General features: G+C 34.3%; 17 protein-coding genes. 10 read left to right on the top strand and 7 right to left on the bottom strand.

What is annotated here, in order from left to right; all coding sequences use genetic code 11:
- The first annotated feature begins 650 nt into the window (after positions 1-650).
- Together rpoD and SYN6308_RS21040 are read left to right on the top strand one after the other, a co-directional pair.
- Entirely contained in the window at positions 651-1,829 is a 1,179-nt protein-coding gene (rpoD, locus tag SYN6308_RS21035; RefSeq protein ID WP_017296445.1) for an RNA polymerase sigma factor RpoD, read from the top strand.
- Between the two features lie 60 nt (positions 1,830-1,889).
- Positions 1,890-2,213: a nucleotidyltransferase family protein gene (locus tag SYN6308_RS21040; protein ID WP_017296446.1), complete on the top strand. Its 324-nt coding sequence runs from the start codon at positions 1,890-1,892 to the stop codon at positions 2,211-2,213.
- An 85-nt stretch (positions 2,214-2,298) separates the two neighbouring features.
- Here SYN6308_RS21040 and SYN6308_RS21045 read toward each other — a convergent pair whose 3' ends face one another.
- The gene (locus SYN6308_RS21045) at positions 2,299-2,616 is read right to left on the bottom strand and encodes a helix-turn-helix domain-containing transcriptional regulator (RefSeq protein ID WP_017296447.1); all 318 of its coding nucleotides are present in this window, start codon (positions 2,614-2,616) and stop codon (positions 2,299-2,301) included.
- A 6-nt stretch (positions 2,617-2,622) separates the two neighbouring features.
- Complete coding sequence (locus tag SYN6308_RS21050) at positions 2,623-2,952, bottom strand: type II toxin-antitoxin system RelE/ParE family toxin (RefSeq protein WP_017296448.1); 330 nt, start codon at positions 2,950-2,952, stop codon at positions 2,623-2,625.
- A 37-nt stretch (positions 2,953-2,989) separates the two neighbouring features.
- Between SYN6308_RS21050 and SYN6308_RS21055 the strand changes: the two genes are divergently transcribed.
- The 8 genes from SYN6308_RS21055 to SYN6308_RS21090 all read left to right on the top strand — a co-directional run bounded on the left by SYN6308_RS21055 (position 2,990) and on the right by SYN6308_RS21090 (position 12,224).
- The gene (locus SYN6308_RS21055; RefSeq protein WP_017296449.1) at positions 2,990-3,778 is read left to right on the top strand and encodes a TrmH family RNA methyltransferase; all 789 of its coding nucleotides are present in this window, start codon (positions 2,990-2,992) and stop codon (positions 3,776-3,778) included.
- 283 nt (positions 3,779-4,061) lie between these two features.
- A complete protein-coding gene (locus SYN6308_RS21060; RefSeq protein ID WP_017296450.1) occupies positions 4,062-4,517 on the top strand; it encodes a hypothetical protein in 456 nt (151 codons plus the stop codon).
- Positions 4,518-4,683: 166 nt separating this feature from the next.
- Positions 4,684-5,268, top strand: coding sequence for a glutathione S-transferase family protein (locus SYN6308_RS21065; protein ID WP_026102203.1), 585 nt, complete (start codon positions 4,684-4,686; stop codon positions 5,266-5,268).
- Between the two features lie 310 nt (positions 5,269-5,578).
- Positions 5,579-7,525: an N-acetylmuramoyl-L-alanine amidase gene (locus SYN6308_RS21070; RefSeq protein WP_017296452.1), complete on the top strand. Its 1,947-nt coding sequence runs from the start codon at positions 5,579-5,581 to the stop codon at positions 7,523-7,525.
- Between the two features lie 127 nt (positions 7,526-7,652).
- A complete protein-coding gene (murI, locus tag SYN6308_RS21075; protein WP_017296453.1) occupies positions 7,653-8,537 on the top strand; it encodes a glutamate racemase in 885 nt (294 codons plus the stop codon).
- Between the two features lie 92 nt (positions 8,538-8,629).
- Positions 8,630-9,808: a glycosyltransferase gene (locus tag SYN6308_RS21080; RefSeq protein ID WP_017296454.1), complete on the top strand. Its 1,179-nt coding sequence runs from the start codon at positions 8,630-8,632 to the stop codon at positions 9,806-9,808.
- A 203-nt stretch (positions 9,809-10,011) separates the two neighbouring features.
- Positions 10,012-10,581 (top strand): Uma2 family endonuclease, encoded by a 570-nt coding sequence (locus SYN6308_RS21085; protein WP_017296455.1) that lies wholly within the window; start codon positions 10,012-10,014, stop codon positions 10,579-10,581.
- A 638-nt stretch (positions 10,582-11,219) separates the two neighbouring features.
- On the top strand, positions 11,220-12,224 hold the full coding sequence (locus SYN6308_RS21090) for an aspartate-semialdehyde dehydrogenase (protein WP_017296456.1): 1,005 nt from the start codon (positions 11,220-11,222) through the stop codon (positions 12,222-12,224).
- 145 nt (positions 12,225-12,369) lie between these two features.
- Here SYN6308_RS21090 and hemB read toward each other — a convergent pair whose 3' ends face one another.
- The 5 genes from hemB to SYN6308_RS21115 all read right to left on the bottom strand — a co-directional run bounded on the left by hemB (position 12,370) and on the right by SYN6308_RS21115 (position 16,683).
- Positions 12,370-13,362 (bottom strand): porphobilinogen synthase, encoded by a 993-nt coding sequence (gene hemB, locus SYN6308_RS21095; RefSeq protein ID WP_017296457.1) that lies wholly within the window; start codon positions 13,360-13,362, stop codon positions 12,370-12,372.
- A gap of 469 nt (positions 13,363-13,831) precedes the next feature.
- A complete protein-coding gene (locus SYN6308_RS21100) occupies positions 13,832-14,431 on the bottom strand; it encodes a pentapeptide repeat-containing protein (RefSeq protein WP_017296458.1) in 600 nt (199 codons plus the stop codon).
- Between the two features lie 245 nt (positions 14,432-14,676).
- Positions 14,677-15,246, bottom strand: a complete 570-nt coding sequence (locus SYN6308_RS21105) for a hypothetical protein (RefSeq protein ID WP_017296459.1) — start codon at positions 15,244-15,246, stop codon at positions 14,677-14,679.
- A gap of 97 nt (positions 15,247-15,343) precedes the next feature.
- Entirely contained in the window at positions 15,344-15,982 is a 639-nt protein-coding gene (locus SYN6308_RS21110) for a 7-carboxy-7-deazaguanine synthase QueE (RefSeq protein WP_017296460.1), read from the bottom strand.
- A gap of 77 nt (positions 15,983-16,059) precedes the next feature.
- Positions 16,060-16,683 carry a biotin transporter BioY gene (locus SYN6308_RS21115; protein ID WP_052312656.1) on the bottom strand — a complete coding sequence of 208 codons (624 nt, stop codon included), beginning with the start codon at positions 16,681-16,683 and terminating at the stop codon, positions 16,060-16,062.
- Between the last annotated feature and the right edge of the window lie 197 nt (positions 16,684-16,880).

Genomic DNA, 16,880 nt, shown 5'->3' on the forward strand with positions numbered 1-16,880 from the left:
TAGTGTTCAGAGAGTATAAAGATTAAAAACTGGATAGAACTTATGTACTATTGCATACCTAAGCTATTAATTTATAAAAAAATATCGCTTACGGATGCTATTTTCTGTGAAATTCATTACAATATCTGAAGATTTAACTAATAAAACTTCTTAACCCATTATTAAGAAGAATTAGTGTTTAATCAGGGATTCAAATATAAGAAGATTTAGATTATGAGGGAAAACGGAAAAATGTTACTGACTATGAAAACAATTTTCTGTGCCAGATTCTGGCAAGTTTGACCAATACTAGGGTAATCCCATAACCCGAATAAATCTTTTTTCGACAATTACTAACTATATCAGACTGTGGACGATCGAGAAAGCAGTCTTTAGAAATTTACGTTAAACTCGTGATTTTCTTAAGGGTTTCAGGAATTTTCCTGAAGAATATCTATCACAACAGTACTTTAATTCGATACCGATGATTTTACTTTATTCTAATTATTTTGTTTTTTTTGTTCATCGATTACGATGGATGGAATTAATGACTTTGAATAGTTAAATTATGTTGATCGAGGGTTTTGTGCTATTTGTGTTTTTTGTTAACATTTTGATTTTAAAAATTCATCTTCTAGCTAAATTTTCAGAAGGAGTAAGAGGAAAACGGCATGACTCAGACACAAGAAATTTTCGCAACTATCTCCCCCAGTAATGATTTCGAGGAAATGTTCGACTTTAGTTCTGATAGTAATTTTCATAGTTCCATGGTAACGATGGAAAGTGAACTATCAGAGATGATTCCAGAGGCTGATTCCATCGGAGAAAGTGATCTAAATGGTAAAAAAGCCCGTAAATTACCCGCTACTCGCCGTCGCACTCCTACGACGAAGAAAAAACCATTTACGGAAGATTCTATCCGTATTTACCTTCAGGAAATTGGTAGAATCAGGTTACTTCGGGCGGAGGAAGAAATTGAGTTAGCCCGACAAATTGCTGATTTATTAGATTTAGAATATATCAGGGCTACTTTGATGGAACACCTTGGGCGTATTCCTACGGATCAAGAATGGGCGATCGCTTGTGATATTCCTAATCTGCGTCAGTTTAACCGCCGTTTACATATCGGACGACGAGCAAAAGATAAGATGGTACAGTCTAACCTTCGTTTAGTGGTTTCGATCGCTAAAAAGTACATGAATCGTGGTTTGTCGTTCCAAGATTTGATTCAAGAAGGTTCTCTGGGTTTAATTCGTGCCGCCGAAAAATTTGATCACGAAAAGGGTTATAAATTCTCCACTTACGCTACATGGTGGATTCGTCAAGCCATTACTCGTGCGATCGCTGATCAATCCCGTACTATTCGGCTTCCCGTGCATCTTTACGAAACTATTTCTCGCATCAAAAAAACCACTAAGATGCTTTCTCAAAAAATGGGGCGTAAACCCACAGAGGAGGAAATCGCTGAAGATATGGAGATGACGATCGAAAAGTTGCGTTTTATTGCCAAATCCGCTCAATTACCTATCTCCCTAGAAACCCCCATCGGGAAAGAAGAAGACTCTCGATTGGGGGATTTTATTGAAGCTGACGGGGAAACTCCTGAAGATGAAGTATCGAAAAATTTATTACGAGAAGATTTAGAAAATGTTTTAGATTCTTTAAGCCCTCGTGAGCGCGATGTTTTAAGATTACGTTATGGCTTAGATGATGGACGCATGAAGACATTAGAAGAAATTGGTCAAATCTTCAATGTCACCCGTGAAAGAATCCGTCAAATTGAGGCTAAAGCGTTGCGCAAATTACGTCATCCTAACCGCAATAGTATTCTTAAAGAATATATCCGTTAATTAACAATTAACAATTAACAATTAACAATAGTAAGTTTAATTTCTAGTCATTAAAAATTAGTGAATAAAAAAATTAAGCCTGATATTCAGTCTGAAATAGAAAAACTATTGCACTCTAAAAGAGAAGAAATTATAAAAATTGCTGAGAATCACGGGGCATTTAATATCAGAATTTTTGGTTCAGTTGCTAGGGGAGAAGCCGATGAAAAAAGTGATATTGATTTTTTAGTAGATTATTCTTTAGATAAAATTAGTTCATGGTTTCCATCAGGGTTAATATTAGATTTAGAGAAGTTATTAAATTATAAAATTGATGTTGCTACAGAAACTTCTTTAAAGGAAAGAATTAAGAAACAAGTTTTGGAGGATGCCATTAGATTATGAAAGGTGAAACGAAATTTTGTGCTAATAGAGTTTGTTGAGGCATCTTTAAAGCTACGATTTTTCTTTCTATGATGCGTAACTTGTATTATTTTAAAACTGAGACTTTTAAAGTTAACCCTTCTTTTTTTTGAAGATAATAAATAATTTCAAATAAGTTAGTAGCATAAGGGTTTCCATTTACACTCAACATTCTCATTAAACTTTTAGAAGATTTTTGAGTTAAATTTGCTAATTCTTCAAAACCAATAGTCGCATTAATATAGTCTCTTAAAATAATTTTACCTGTTTCTGTATCACCTTCTAAAAAACAGTTGATGGCTTCAGTTAATAGACAAATACGAAACTCTGAATCTTCTTGTACTCTTTTTAGAATAGTATCTTTAAAATCTTTAGTTAAAGCCATAATTAACTATTTTCCTCCTGTTTTTCTGCGTTTATATTCTTGCCAAAGAGATTGTGCTTTTTGAATATCTTGTTGCTGTCTTTTTTTTGTGCCTCCGCCTAGTAAAATAACTAATTGTTCACCATCTTTTCCAAAATAAATACGATACCCTTGTCCAAAATCTATTTTAGACTCAAAAACACCCTGTCCAACACTTTTAACTGTAGAAAAGTTGCCTTGTTCTATTCTAGTTAAATATATAACAATTTTTGCCGAAGATTGGGCATTTAGGTTTTTAAACCACTTACTAAAATGATTTACTCCCAATACATCAATATACTCTTTTATAGTAATCATAGAATAAGGTAACAATTACGTTACTATTTTAAATAATATGTTAACCAGTTTGCAAAATCCCCTTGTTAAAGAAATTCGGAAGTTACATAAACCGCAGGAAAGGCATCGACAAAATTTACATTTATTGGAAGGTACAAATTTATTAGAAGTTGCTAGTAAGGTTAATTATCCTTTGATGACGGTATTAACTACGGAGTTATGGCAGAAAAAAAATTATTCTCTTTGGCAAACTTTACAAATTCAAGCGCAAAGATTAGAAACGGTTTCTCCTGAGTTGATGAAAAATATGGCAACTACGGTTAATCCAGACGGGGTAATTGCTACGGCTTCTCGTACTGCTCGATCGAGCTTACCTCCTGATAAGATTAATTTGGGGTTAGTGTTCGATCGAATCCAAGACCCCGGCAATTTAGGTACTATAATTCGTACTAGCGTGGCGATGAATGTGGACTTTCTTTGGTTGAGTGGTGATAGTGTCGATTTAGATAACCCCAAAGTGATGCGATCGTCCGTAGGAGAATGGTTTAAGATTCAAGCTAAGGTAGAAAATGATCTCGTTTCTTTAGTCAAAAAATATCAATCCCAAGGTTATCAGATTGTAGCTACATCTTTGGAGGGGGAAAAAACCCATTGGCAAATAGATTTTACGAAACCGACTATCTTATTGTTGGGTAACGAGGCGCAGGGTTTATCGTCAGAGTTGGCTAGTTTGGCAACGGAAAATGTGAAAATCCCTCTTAATAATGGTGTTGAATCTCTTAATGTTGCGATCGCCACTGCTTTTTTATTGGGAGAATATCAAAGACAATTAAGAATGGAGAATTAAGAATTAAGAATTAAGAATTAAGAATTAAGAATGGAGAATTAAGAATTAAGAATTAAGAATTAAGAATTAAGAATTAAGAATTAAGAATTAAGAATAGACTTCTCCAAAAATTATTTTTCATTGGTTTGTAGTAAGGGCTTCAGTCCTTGTTTTCAGAATTAATGGAGATGTCTAATGGAGAATTAATAATGGAGAATGAAACAAATCTAATGACAAATCAGCAATGACGCAACGCCGTAAAACTCAGTTATAATTTGGAGAAAGAATTAAGTAAATTATATTTATGAGCAGTAAATTGTCAGAATTAGGTATATCTCAAGAAGATTATTGCGTCTTTGGGTTGGCAACTTGTTTTATTCGAGATGAAGGCGAAATCAAAGAAATAAAAGTAATTGAGCCTATACCATCCGCAGCCTTAGAAGCCTTATTTAAAGAAATTCCTACTTCCTATCAATTGGCGATCGCCACCACTATCGGGCAAGTTATTCGGGAAGATGCCATACAAAAACCTTCGGAATTTCCAGCAGATAGTCAATTTTGTGATGATTTTGTCGATCGAACTTTAGCCGCCACCCGTACCTACAAAAGTAAACCAAGCGCCCAAGAATATATCAAATTAGGTACATCAAAAGGTGATTTTAACTACTCCCTAGAAAGAAAAAGAGTCTTAAATAGTGTTCATAAAGTTTCTGATGATGATAACGTAAAACAACATTCCCATACTCATAAAATCCTCTAAAAAATTTCCCCTAATTTCCCTAGTGAAATATCATTCATTTAGTTTAAGTTTTCTATTATTTATTTGTTTTGTACAACTTCCAGTTTACGCTAAAAAAATAATTCCTTCAGAGAAAAAATATTCGGAAAACTCCTTCATTTTTATCAAAAATCAAGAAAAAAAATCCATGAATCAAGTTATCAATAATTCAAATCCCACATTAAAATTATACGGTGGTAGTCGTAGTCGTGCTTCCATTATTCAATGGTATTTAGAAGAAATTAATCTTAACTATGACTATATTTTGATTGATATGGCACAACAAGAACATTTACAATCCGCTTTTTTAGAGTTAAATCCTATGGGAAAAGTTCCCGTAATTGTCGATGGTGATTTTAAACTCTGGGAATCAGGAGCAATTTTACTATATTTAGCCGAAAAATATGGTAATGAAATTGATACTTTAGAAGAAAGAAGCATCCTCAATCAATGGATTTTATTTGCTAATTCCACTTTAGCCACAGGGTTATTTATTGAGGCAAATCGAGAAAAAGAAATGTCAAAATTATTGCCACCCTTAGAAAATATTTTGAAAGATAATTCATATTTATTAGGGGAAAAATTTACCCTTGTTGATGTGGCTGTAGGTTCAATGTTAGCTTATACTCAAATTTTATTAAAACTAGATTTAAGTAATTATCCTGCTATAACTAAATATATCCAGAATATCACCCAAAGACCCGCTTTTATGAATACGATCGGCAAAAGATAATTAGGGGTGTTAAAAAAGTATTTTGGTGAAGATAGGAAACATTAAACCCCATAGGAGCAAATAAAAAATGTTTTTTGGAGAAATCTATTAGATATAAAATCAAGCATTGATAAAAAATGAGAAATAAAGGTTATTATATATCTGTTTCTATGGTGCAATTCTTAGAGTCATCCATTCCATATTATTTCTTGGCAGTAGAAACAAAAACTTTTTTAATCTGTCATTAAAATATATTATCTTTATTAAAATATTTTCTTATTTATACTTAACTAAACCCTATTCAGAATTATTGTGAGGAGTAACTACTATGATGAAATTTTATTCTTTAATTTTAAGTTGTCTAACCTTTCTCATGTTAGCCACTCCTGCCTATGCTGGAAGACTTTTATTTTGGCGTTTTGAAGCTAATCAAAATCGCTTGATTTTTACCACAGATCAAGGGGTACAACCCACTGCTCAACTGATTACTAACCCGACTCGTTTAGTTATTGATTTGCCCGGTACTACTTTGGGACGACCCACTGTTAATGAGAGTTTAGGGAGAGTTGTGACTAATCTAAGAATAGGTCAGTTTGATGCAAGAACCACTAGGGTTGTCATTGAATTAGCCCCCGGATATATAGTTGATCCTCAAGGTATTAAAATTAAAGGAATGTCTCCTACTCAGTGGTCTGTAGAATTACCTCCTCCTCAACGATCGAACTCTCCTACTCCCTCTAATCCTCCTACTAACGTACCAAATCAATCTAATAACACGAACACGAATCCTCCTCTCACTACTAATCGCAATAATGCTTCAGGTTCAGGATTGCAAGTAACTCCTAGCGGTATTATTGTGGGTATTGATGGGGGAAATAATAATAAGATTAGTGTCAAACGTAGTCAAGATCGCCGTAAAATTAATTTTGAGATTGCCAATCTGACGATTCCCAATACTCTCCCCAAGTCTTGGAATGTAAATCAATATGGGGTGTCTGATGTGGAAATTAGTCAACAAAAACGATCGACTTTATTAACTTTAAATGTTAATCCTGATAGCCCTGACTGGCAAGCGAGTTTTAGTCGTATGGGCGGATTAGTTTTATGGCCTCAAGGGGGCATTAGTCGAGTGGTGGACTTGCCTTCTGGTGCTTCTAACACCAATAATAACCAGTCAAGAGAACCAAATGCAAATCCTCCCAATAATTCTATTAGAACACAAACAGCGATAAATAACCCTGTTAATACCGCTAAAACTAGCATTGAGTCGATCGAGTTGCTCAATAATCAGCTATTGATTAGGGGTAATCAACCCATTAATGGGCAAGGTAGTTGGACTCAAGGAAATACGGTTTATCAAATTCGCTTAGAAAATACTGATTTAGCTCCTAATTTTAGAAACCCCTCTTTACCTTCTGGCAGTCCTATCTCCAGAATGCGCATTTGGCAACCCGATAATAAAACTGTTGTATTGTTGATAGAAACTGCTGTGGGAGCAAGGATCGATCGACTAAATCAACCTAGTGACAGACTTTTAGCATTATCTTTTAATCGTCTGAGTTCCTCCAATACTCCTCAAAGTAATTGGAGACCAAATCCCAATACATCTATACCCATAACTCAAGCACCGCCCGATCCTTTTAATCAAACTCCGGGAGGTAGTACTTGGCAACCCCAACCTTTACCCCCCATTAATAATAATCCTTCTCCCAATAATCGCCCTCCCACCAGAGGAAAAACTTTAGTTGTAATAGACCCCGGACACGGTGGAAAAGACCCAGGGGCAGTGGGTATCAATAGTCTTCAAGAAAAACAAGTTGTTTTAGCTATTTCTCAACAGGTAGCTCGTATTTTAGAGCAACAGGGAATACAGGTAAGAATGACTAGAGATAGTGATTATTTTGTCAGTTTACAGGAACGATCGGCGATGGCTAATCGGATGAATGCTGATATATTTGTGAGTATTCATGCTAATTCTGCTGGAGCTGGAAAACCTCAAGTCAGTGGTTATGAAACTTATTATTTTCAGAATGGTAGAGCCTTAGCTGATACTATTCATCGTAATGTCATACGCAGAGTTGATGTGCGCGATCGAAGGGTGAAACAGGCTCGATTTTATGTTTTACGCGCTTCCAATATGCCCTCGGTTTTGTTAGAAACAGGTTTTGTTACGGGGATAGAAGATGCTTCTAAACTCAGTAATCCTAGTTTTCAACGTCAAATGTCGGAAGCGATCGCTGCTGGTATTATCGAGTATATTCGTACCAATCGACTTTAAAAGTTAACGATTACCTACCTCGATCGAGAAATTTATCTCTCAGCTCGGTTTTTTTGACAATTCTATTTACTTTTCTAAGTACTTTTGCTTAAATTAAGATAATTTTAATCGCAATCATGATAATTATATGAAACATAGTTTGGGTAATAGAATTGGTGTTTTTGATAGTGGAGTCGGTGGGTTAACGGTACTTCGGAAACTTTATCGTCATTTACCTCAAGAATCCATCCTCTATTTTGCCGATACTGAACGTCTTCCTTATGGTACTCGTTCCAAAGCGGAGATTATTTTATTTGTCAGAGAAATTCTTGATTGGATGTCTAATGAACAAGTTAAAATGGTGATTATGGCTTGTAATACAAGTTCCGCTTTAGCCTTAGAAGAAGTGCAATCAGAATATAATTTCCCTATTTTAGGTTTAATTCACCCCGGTGCAAAAGGTGCGGTTAAAAGAGGTAAAAAAATCGGGGTTATTTCTACTGTAGCGACAGCAAAAAGTAATGCTTATCGTAACGCCATTAAAGAAATTAATCCTCAAGTGGATGTGTGGCAAGTAGGTTGTCCTGAATTTGTGCCATTAATTGAGCAAAATAGAGTATATGATCCTTATACGAAAAAAGTAGCCGAAGATTATTTATCTTCTTTAATCAAAAATGATATTGATAGTCTTATCTATGGTTGTACCCACTATCCTCATTTACAAGGACTATTCAAAGATATTTTACCATCTTCCGTTGCATTAATCGATCCTGCGGATTATGTGGTTAAGGCTATGGAAAAAGAGTTAGAGTTAATGAATTTACGAAATCATGATCTAGTTTTACCTACTCGCTTTTGTGTTAGTGGTGAGCCTGAAGATTTTGCTAAAATTTCTAAACAGTGGTTAGGATTCACCCCCACCGTAGAAAAAGTTTATTTACCCTCTATCACTACCGTTACGGATATAGTAACACCTTTAGAAATGAGAGAAAATAAACAAAATTACCTCTATGCAGAAAGTTTAATTGCTTAATAAAATCATAAGGTGGGCATCGCCCACCCTACATTTAGAGTTGACTCATAAGTTCTATAATTCAGAAAAGACTTTTTCACTAAACCCTAATTATGACAAATCCTACTAAAATCTCTGTAATCATTCCTGACTTGGCGAATCAAGGTACAACAAGAGGTTATGTCATCGCCCAAGGGTTACAAAGGTTAGGTTATCAAGTCACTATTTTTGGGTATCTATATGGAGAACAAATATACCCAGAGCCTCCTTATTCTTTACCAATTACTTATTTTCATGGGGTAAATTTACCTAAGTTTATTACCACAACGTTAGATTTTATTAAAGAAATTGATGGAGATATTTTATATGTAATTAAGCCCCAACTAAGTAGCTTTGGTATGGCATTAATTAAGGCTTGGCGTAATAAAAAACCCATAATTTTAGATTTTGATGATTGGGAAATGGCACAATTTGGTGGTGATGATTGGCAATATCAAGGAAGTTTAATTAATGATCTTTTAGCTAGTAATAGTGAGTTGAAAAAACCTCAATATCCTTTATATATTAAGTGGTTAGAAAAAGCGATCGAAAAAGCAAATGGTATCACTGTGAGCAGTAAATTTTTAGAATATCGCTATGGTGGAACTTATTTACCTAATGTTAAAGATACGGATTTATTTGATCCTCTCAAGTTCGATCACAAAGTGGCGCTGTGCGATCGAGATGGGATCAAAACTCAATTAGGATTATCTAATAATAGATTATTAATGTTCACAGGTACAGCAAAACCAGATCAAGGTTTAGAAGATATATTAATCGCTTTAGATAGTTTAAATGAAGATGATTTAAAGTTAGTATTAGTAGGAGGAAATAAAAGTCAATCTAGTTATGTTAAGACTTTAATAGAGAAGTGGGGAAGATGGATTATAAAAGTTCAACCTCAAGGCTTTGATGATATGCCACGCTCGATCGCTATGAGTGATATTATTATGGTGACACCAAGAGCAACTTCAACAAATTGTGCTAAGTTTCCTTTAGAATTAATCGAAGGAATGGCAATGGCAAAACCAATTATTGCGACAAAAGTGGGAGAAATTCCTAATATTTTACAGGATACAGGATATTTAATTGAACCTCAATCTTCGGGGTTAATTGCACAACAAATAAGAGATATTTTTGCTGATTATACTCAGGCACAAAATAAAGGAAATTTAGCTAGAGAAAGATGTGTAAATAATTATAGTATGAGCAATATTACTAAAATTTTAGAACAGGTAATTAATTTAGTTTAAATATTGAAATTAATAATATAATTTTGGTAGAGTAATAATTTTCCATATTTCTTGATGGTTGATTCGGAGTTCGACAAAAGAAGGTTGTAATAAAACCTTTAAAACTCGATCGCCAAGGGCGGTTCTGCTCGATCGAACCGTTCAAATACTTAATGTAAATGTTAAAATAAACCATTATTGCTATAGCCAAAGTCAAAAAAGCTATGACTCAAACCCTTTCCAAAGCCATTACCTTAGTGGAATTTTTGCAACAGCCAGAAACAAAACCACCTCAAGAATATATAGACGGAAATATTTACACAAAACCTATGCCTCAAGGACAACATAGCACGATTCAAGGTGAACTCGTCACCACCATTAACGCTGTCACAAAAAAAGCACGAATTGCATGGGCTTTTCCTGAGTTGAGATGTACTTTCACTGATAAATCCATTGTGCCAGATGTGGCGGTTTTCACATGGGAGCATTTACCCGTCAATGATGATGGTACAATATCTAATCAATTTTTGTTGCCTCCTGATTGGATAATTGAAATATTAAGTCCTGAACAATCCATGAGTTTAGTTACGAAAAAAATTGTTCATTGTCTAACTAATGGTACTCAATTAGGGTGGTTAATTGATCCTAATCAGAAAATAATTTTTACCTACGCCAATAATAGTCATCCTTTATATTTTGAGGTTGAAAATGAAGTAGTCCCCGTGCCAGATTTTGCTCAAGAATTAAAGCTAACTTTAGGGGATATTTTTGGTTGGTTAAGGGTGAAAATTTAAGAATTATTGTAATAATGACAGTATTTATAATAATATTGAAAATCATAGAATTTACTAGATTTCACAAAGCTCGATCGTCTTGTCATTAGCATTAAAGTTCAGTTATTGTAGAGACATAAATTATTAATTAGGGTCTGCTGAAAAAGTATTTTGATAAAGGTAGGCAAAAGGCAAAAGGCAAAAGGCAACCTGAGTCAACTATAAAAATAGATGATGAATGACTTGGAAGACTCCGAAGACAGGAAGATTATATTTTGCCTGAATCAATAAAATTATTTTCAAGGGCATCGAAATATTAGGAATTTTTCTACCATTCGACTTGTCCACTTGTCTCGTTTTCACCACTTTTCTTATATCGAACTGAGGTAATATACAAAAAAGATTAGGCTCTTCTACAGTAGTTATGATAAATTAATAAAAAATAAAAGCTATAATTTTTACTAAATAAGGCTTACACTAAAATCAAAATCTAATTTTTATAAATTATTAATTTTGAAATTCTCTGTTACCTTTTGCCTACCTTCATCAATAATTTATCATACTCAAAGTAGAAGAGTCAAAGATTATAATTTAATTTGTGCTTTTTTTCAAAGTTTTTTTATTGTTAAATTTATTCTAATTATCAGGAGGAAAAATATTTGTCTAATCCAGTGAATGTCGCTATTTTAGGAGCAACGGGTGCAGTTGGTACAGAAATTATTGATTTATTAATTGAACGTAATTTTCCCATTAAAGAGTTAAAATTATTATCTTCCCCTCGCTCGGCGGGACAAAAAATCGCCTTTAAAGATGAGTTAATTGAAGTTCAAGCCGTTGATGAAAATTCCTTTAAAAATGTCGATATTGTCTTAGCTTCCGCAGGAGGCTCAACTTCTAAAATCTGGGCAGATTCGATCGTATCATCAGGAGCAGTTATGATTGACAACTCCAGTGCATTTCGCATGAGAGACGATGTTCCGCTAGTTGTACCCGAAATCAATCCTGAAGATGCTTTTAAGCACAAAGGAATCATTGCTAACCCCAATTGCACAACTATTTTAATGGGGGTTGCTCTCTATCCCTTACATCAAATTCAACCCATAAAAAGAATTATAGTTTCTACTTATCAATCCGCTAGTGGTGCAGGAGCAAGGGCGATGGAAGAAGTAAAAATCCAAAGCCAAGCTATCTTAAACGCTGAAAATCCCATAGCAGAAGTGTTACCTTATCCTTTAGCCTTCAATCTTTTTCCCCATAATTCCCCCCTGATGGATAATAACTATTGTGAGGAGGAGATGAAAATGGTTAATGAGACACGCAAAATTTTTCATGATGATTCTTTGCGTATCAGTGCTACTTGTGTGAGAGTGCCAGTATTAAGGGCACATTCGGAAGCCATTAATATTGAATTTGCTCAACCTTTTTCTGTGGATAAAGCTAGAGAAATTATCGCTAAATCAGCAGGGGTAAAATTATTAGAAGATTGGGATAAAAATTATTTCCCTATGCCTATGGATGCCACAGGAAAAGACGATGTTTTAGTAGGAAGAATTAGACAAGATATTTCTAACGAAAATTCGATCGAACTCTGGTTATGTGGTGATCAAATTCGTAAAGGTGCGGCTTTAAATGCTGTACAAATTGCCGAGTTATTAATCAATTAAGAATTAAGAATTAAGAATTAAGAATTAAGAATTAGCAATTAACAATTAACAATTAACAATTAACAATTTTTCTCCCTATCTCCCCCTCTCCCCATCTTCCCATCTTCCCATCTCCCCAACTCCTCAACACCTCCTTCAAAAACGACTAAAAAGTCACCTCATTGAGCCAACGTACCGCATCTTTAGCATGATAAGTTAAAATCAAGTCTGCACCAGCACGTTTAAAACTGGTTAAGGTTTCAAGGGTAACTTTTTTCTCGTCAATCCAACCATTGAGCGCGGCGGCTTTCACCATAGAATATTCTCCGGAAACGTTATAGGCGGCTACGGGTAAATTAGTCATTTCTTTAACACGCCAAATTATATCCATATAGGATAAAGCAGGTTTTACCATGAGCATATCTGCACCCTCAGCGATGTCTAATTCCACTTCTTTTAAGGCTTCAAGGGCGTTACCGGGATTCATCTGGTAAGTGCGTCTATCACCATGACTAGGCGCAGATTCAGCGGCATCTCGAAAAGGGCCATAATAGGCTGAAGCATATTTAGCGGCATAGGATAGGATAGGAGTATTTTCAAAACCTGCCTCATCTAAGGCTTGACGAATGGACGTAACAAAACCATCCATCATGCCCGATGGCGCAATAATATCCGCCCCTGCTTTTGCTTGGGAAACGGCGGTTTTTTTCAGTAACTCAAGGGTAGGATCATTTAATACTCGCCCTGCTAAATCTCCTACTTCTAAATAACCACAATGCCCATGGGGAGTGTATTCACAAAGACAAGTATCAGCAATGACTACTAAATCGGGTACAGCTTCTTTAACGGCGGTAGCGGCTTTTTGTACTATTCCGCAATCGTGCCATGCTCCCGTAGCGTCATTGTCTTTCTCGGTGGGAATACCAAATAAAATAATGGCAGGAATGCCTAAATCATAGACTTCTTTGGCTTCTTCCACAATTTTGTCCACGGATAATTGATAGACACCGGGCATGGATACAACTTCTTTGGCGATCGAACTACCGGGTACTGCAAACAAGGGATAAATCAAATCATTAGCCGTTAAAATGGTTTCTTGCACCATGCGTCGCAGTTGAGGATTTTGGCGCAAACGACGAGGACGATTAATAGGAAACATAGTTAATATAAAGTGATAAAATAATGACCATTTCTTAGTTTAAGGCGATCGCACCCTTCTATCTAATTCTTAGCAATATTTCGTTACGTTTAATTTTCTGTATCCTGTCTGTTATATAAAACTTACTCATAGTTACCTATGACGTTTACTTCTTGCTTCTACCAGTCAAGTCGGCTTGATACTGTCCACAAGCGTTGATTCGGGTGTAACCCACCCTACTTTTATTATTCTAATTAATTGATTAATCTTGAATAATAACTAATTTTTTATTTAATTTAATCTTTAAATTAAATAGTTTTAACAGTCTTGGTTATCGACTTCATTAAAAGCTAACATATTTTAAAAAAATGTCAACCTTTATCCCGTGAGTAGGTATAAACAACTATAATAAACTATTAGTTAACAGTTAAAAGCTCCTGTCTCCTGTCTTCTAACTCCTACCTCCATCAAAACACTTTTTCCACAACACCTAATTATAAATGCCCTCAAGACAAATTCCCTCTTTAAAACAATAGTCTAAAGCACTAACTTCGATCGAAGCACATAAGAGATTTGCCCCTTGTAAATTTGCACCGAGAAAAACAGCGCCTATCAAATTAGCTTCTTCCATGTCTGCTTGAGACAAATCTGCACCACTAAGATTAGAATTACTTAAATCTGTATTTTGTAAACAAGCTCCTACCAGATTCGCACCTCGTAAATCTGCACCTCGTAAATCTGCACCTCGTAAATCTAAATGAGTTAGAATCGCACCGCCTAAAAACGCTCCTGCTAAACTGATATTATTGACTTGTGCCGATAACAAAATTGTACCTCGTAAATCTGCACCTCGTAAATCTGCACCCTGTAAATCTGCCCCTGTCAAATCTGCCCCCCTGAGATTGCAACGTAAGATTGCACCTTGTAGGTTTGCCCCCGTCAAATTTGCTCCCATTAACGTACCACTAGAAAAATTAACCTTAGCTAAATTTCCACCTGACAGATTACATCCGTTTAAATTTACTCCTTGTAAATCTTGAATTTCACCGTTGCGAATATGGGATAAATCAAGGGTTAAGAGATTACTCATAATTGGGCTAAATTTTGATTAATATAATTTTTAAATATGACTCATAATTATAAGTTAATTATTAGAAAATTAAAGATTTTGTGAGTAAAAATTTACAATTTTTGATAATTCTCTTATTTTTGTGAAAACCAGAAAGAGAATTTAGGTTAAAACGGTGTCAGGGTTGAATATTATTCAACCCCTACGAAAAAATAAACAATTATTTTTGAAGGATTTATTTAGCTTAATCTTCATTTCTCATTCAGTTAAAGATGAGATGAAAGAAACTCTGATATAGTGCTTTTAGTTTTTATTCCTAACTCTATTTGCCACCAACCTTGTATATTTTGTGGATTGTGCCATAATTGTTCATGAGATACTGAGGGATAACAATAAAAGGCATTTTTTTCACCGCCTAAATAACTAAGATGAGTTATATAGTCATGACTAATTCGATAACAAGGAAAATCGCAAATCAAAGGCACTCCCCAACCATCAAAAGCCAATAATTTCTTTACGTTTCCACCGTTTTTTTTCCATAAATTTCCTGCAATAATTGCACCAATAACCCCTGCACTAAAACCGATAAATGTCAAGTTATATAAGGATAAATTTTGATATTTTTTCCTCAGATATTGATATATATTATAACCATCATAAGGCAAAATATTAGGAGTTCGAGCACGAAGTGGTGCTGTGCGATCGAACTGAAAAATAACAGTATTATTAAGGTTAATCTTATTATTAATAGTCGTTAAATAATGATAAAAATTAGTAGTTAAAATAGGAGAATTAAAACCACCACAAATCACATAAATAGATAGATTAAAACTCATAAAAAATAAATTATTAAAAAATCCTATATACCATTATTATTATCTGTTGCATTTTATAGGAGAATAAAAAACTAGGATTTAATTCTTAATTCTTAATTCATCTAACTCCTAAAAATTTATGAGTTTGTAAACTTAAACGCCATTGAGGATGATGGAGAATATAGTTAAAAATTAACTCTTGACTGAGAGGATTTTCCCATTGGGGTTGTAAATATTTTGGGATATTATTAGCTATTTTATTAGCTTCTGATTCCGCAAAAATAAAGTCATTTTCATTATCAATAACAACCTTTAATTCTCCTACACTATCATAAATACTTTCATGGATTTTTTTGTAGGGTTTTGGAGAGAAAGTTACCCAATCAAAATCTCCAGTAAAATTATGAGTGCCAGAGGTTTCTAAATGAGTTGTATAGCCTTGTTTTTTTAGCACATTTGTCAAAGGAAAAAGATTATGTAATAACGGTTCTCCTCCAGTTATAATAATATGTTTAGTATTAATATTTTGGAGATTATTAACAATATTTTCTACAGTTAATGAAGGATATTTTTTCATACTCCAAGTTTCTTTTTGATCACACCAAGGGCAAAAAACATCACATCCTGCCAGACGAATAAAAAAGGCATTTACACCACTCCAAAAACCTTCTCCTTGAATAGAGTGAAACATCTCCACAAGGGGATATTGATAATCTAAATCAAGGGAATAATCTAATTTATTTTTAGATAAAAACATATAATTAATTGAGAATTGAAAATTGAGAATTGAGAATTTATTGACTAATATTTCATTAATTCTTACTAACTATTTAATTAATACAATAAAAACAATCTGAGAATAAAAGCAATTACTGACACGGCACAAATTAAAGCTAACTGTGCAGGAAAAGGAGTTATGGAATACCAGTTAATAGCATCCCATAAATAGGTATCACTTAAAACATTACCAAATAAAGGAGTAATAAAAGTATAAAGCAGAAGATAAATAATACCGCAAAGATGAATAACTAATAAGCCCAAAAAGGCACTCATGGCAAATAATTCTAAACGGCGTTTACCGGGTAAGACTAAGTAACCACATAACCAAGCGCCCGGAATAAAGCCCAAAATATAACCGAAACTGGGATATTGAAAATACTCTACGCTTCCTCCTTGATAAAAAATGGGTAGTTTGAATAATCCCATGATAACGTAGGAAATTTGAGCGTAGGCGGCGGCATTTTTTCCTCCGACTAATCCCGTAAAAAATACCCCTGCTAATTGATAGGTGATGCCAAGGGATGAAGGTTTTAAGTTTTCTAAATCACTGCTGGTGACGGGTAAAACCACGAATACTTCTACAAAAGTACCAAAAATGGTCAACATTAAACCAATTAATGCCCAAAAAAATTCGTTGATAGCGGATATTTTCTGTGGTGGTAAACTATTATTTTTCACTGATTTAATGAGACAAGGCGGAGGATATTTGAGGTTTGAGGTTTGAGGTTTTAGGTTAATTTTTTTAATCTGATACCTTATTTTCACCAATAAATTTTATATCGAAACTATAGAACAATTAATTATCAACTGTCAACTGTGGATTTGTTTGTCTTGTTACATTTACTATCACAGGAGTCAGAGATAATATCTATAGT

Origin of the sequence: Geminocystis herdmanii PCC 6308, assembly GCF_000332235.1 — a bacterium.
Lineage (GTDB): Bacteria > Cyanobacteriota > Cyanobacteriia > Cyanobacteriales > Cyanobacteriaceae > Geminocystis > Geminocystis herdmanii.

Excerpts from the sequence above, each read along its gene's own strand:
- SYN6308_RS21065 (WP_026102203.1), top strand. The coding sequence starts at position 4,684 with ATGAATCAAGTTATCAATAATTCAAATCCCACATTAAAATTATACGGT.
- SYN6308_RS21085 (WP_017296455.1), top strand. The coding sequence starts at position 10,012 with ATGACTCAAACCCTTTCCAAAGCCATTACCTTAGTGGAATTTTTGCAA.
- SYN6308_RS21055 (WP_017296449.1), top strand. The coding sequence starts at position 2,990 with ATGTTAACCAGTTTGCAAAATCCCCTTGTTAAAGAAATTCGGAAGTTA.
- SYN6308_RS21110 (WP_017296460.1), bottom strand. The coding sequence starts at position 15,982 with ATGTTTTTATCTAAAAATAAATTAGATTATTCCCTTGATTTAGATTAT.
- rpoD (WP_017296445.1), top strand. The coding sequence starts at position 651 with ATGACTCAGACACAAGAAATTTTCGCAACTATCTCCCCCAGTAATGAT.
- SYN6308_RS21045 (WP_017296447.1), bottom strand. The coding sequence starts at position 2,616 with ATGGCTTTAACTAAAGATTTTAAAGATACTATTCTAAAAAGAGTACAA.
- SYN6308_RS21070 (WP_017296452.1), top strand. The coding sequence starts at position 5,579 with ATGAAATTTTATTCTTTAATTTTAAGTTGTCTAACCTTTCTCATGTTA.
- SYN6308_RS21105 (WP_017296459.1), bottom strand. The coding sequence starts at position 15,246 with ATGAGTTTTAATCTATCTATTTATGTGATTTGTGGTGGTTTTAATTCT.
- SYN6308_RS21060 (WP_017296450.1), top strand. The coding sequence starts at position 4,062 with ATGAGCAGTAAATTGTCAGAATTAGGTATATCTCAAGAAGATTATTGC.
- murI (WP_017296453.1), top strand. The coding sequence starts at position 7,653 with ATGAAACATAGTTTGGGTAATAGAATTGGTGTTTTTGATAGTGGAGTC.
- hemB (WP_017296457.1), bottom strand. The coding sequence starts at position 13,362 with ATGTTTCCTATTAATCGTCCTCGTCGTTTGCGCCAAAATCCTCAACTG.
- SYN6308_RS21080 (WP_017296454.1), top strand. The coding sequence starts at position 8,630 with ATGACAAATCCTACTAAAATCTCTGTAATCATTCCTGACTTGGCGAAT.
- SYN6308_RS21050 (WP_017296448.1), bottom strand. The coding sequence starts at position 2,952 with ATGATTACTATAAAAGAGTATATTGATGTATTGGGAGTAAATCATTTT.
- SYN6308_RS21100 (WP_017296458.1), bottom strand. The coding sequence starts at position 14,431 with ATGAGTAATCTCTTAACCCTTGATTTATCCCATATTCGCAACGGTGAA.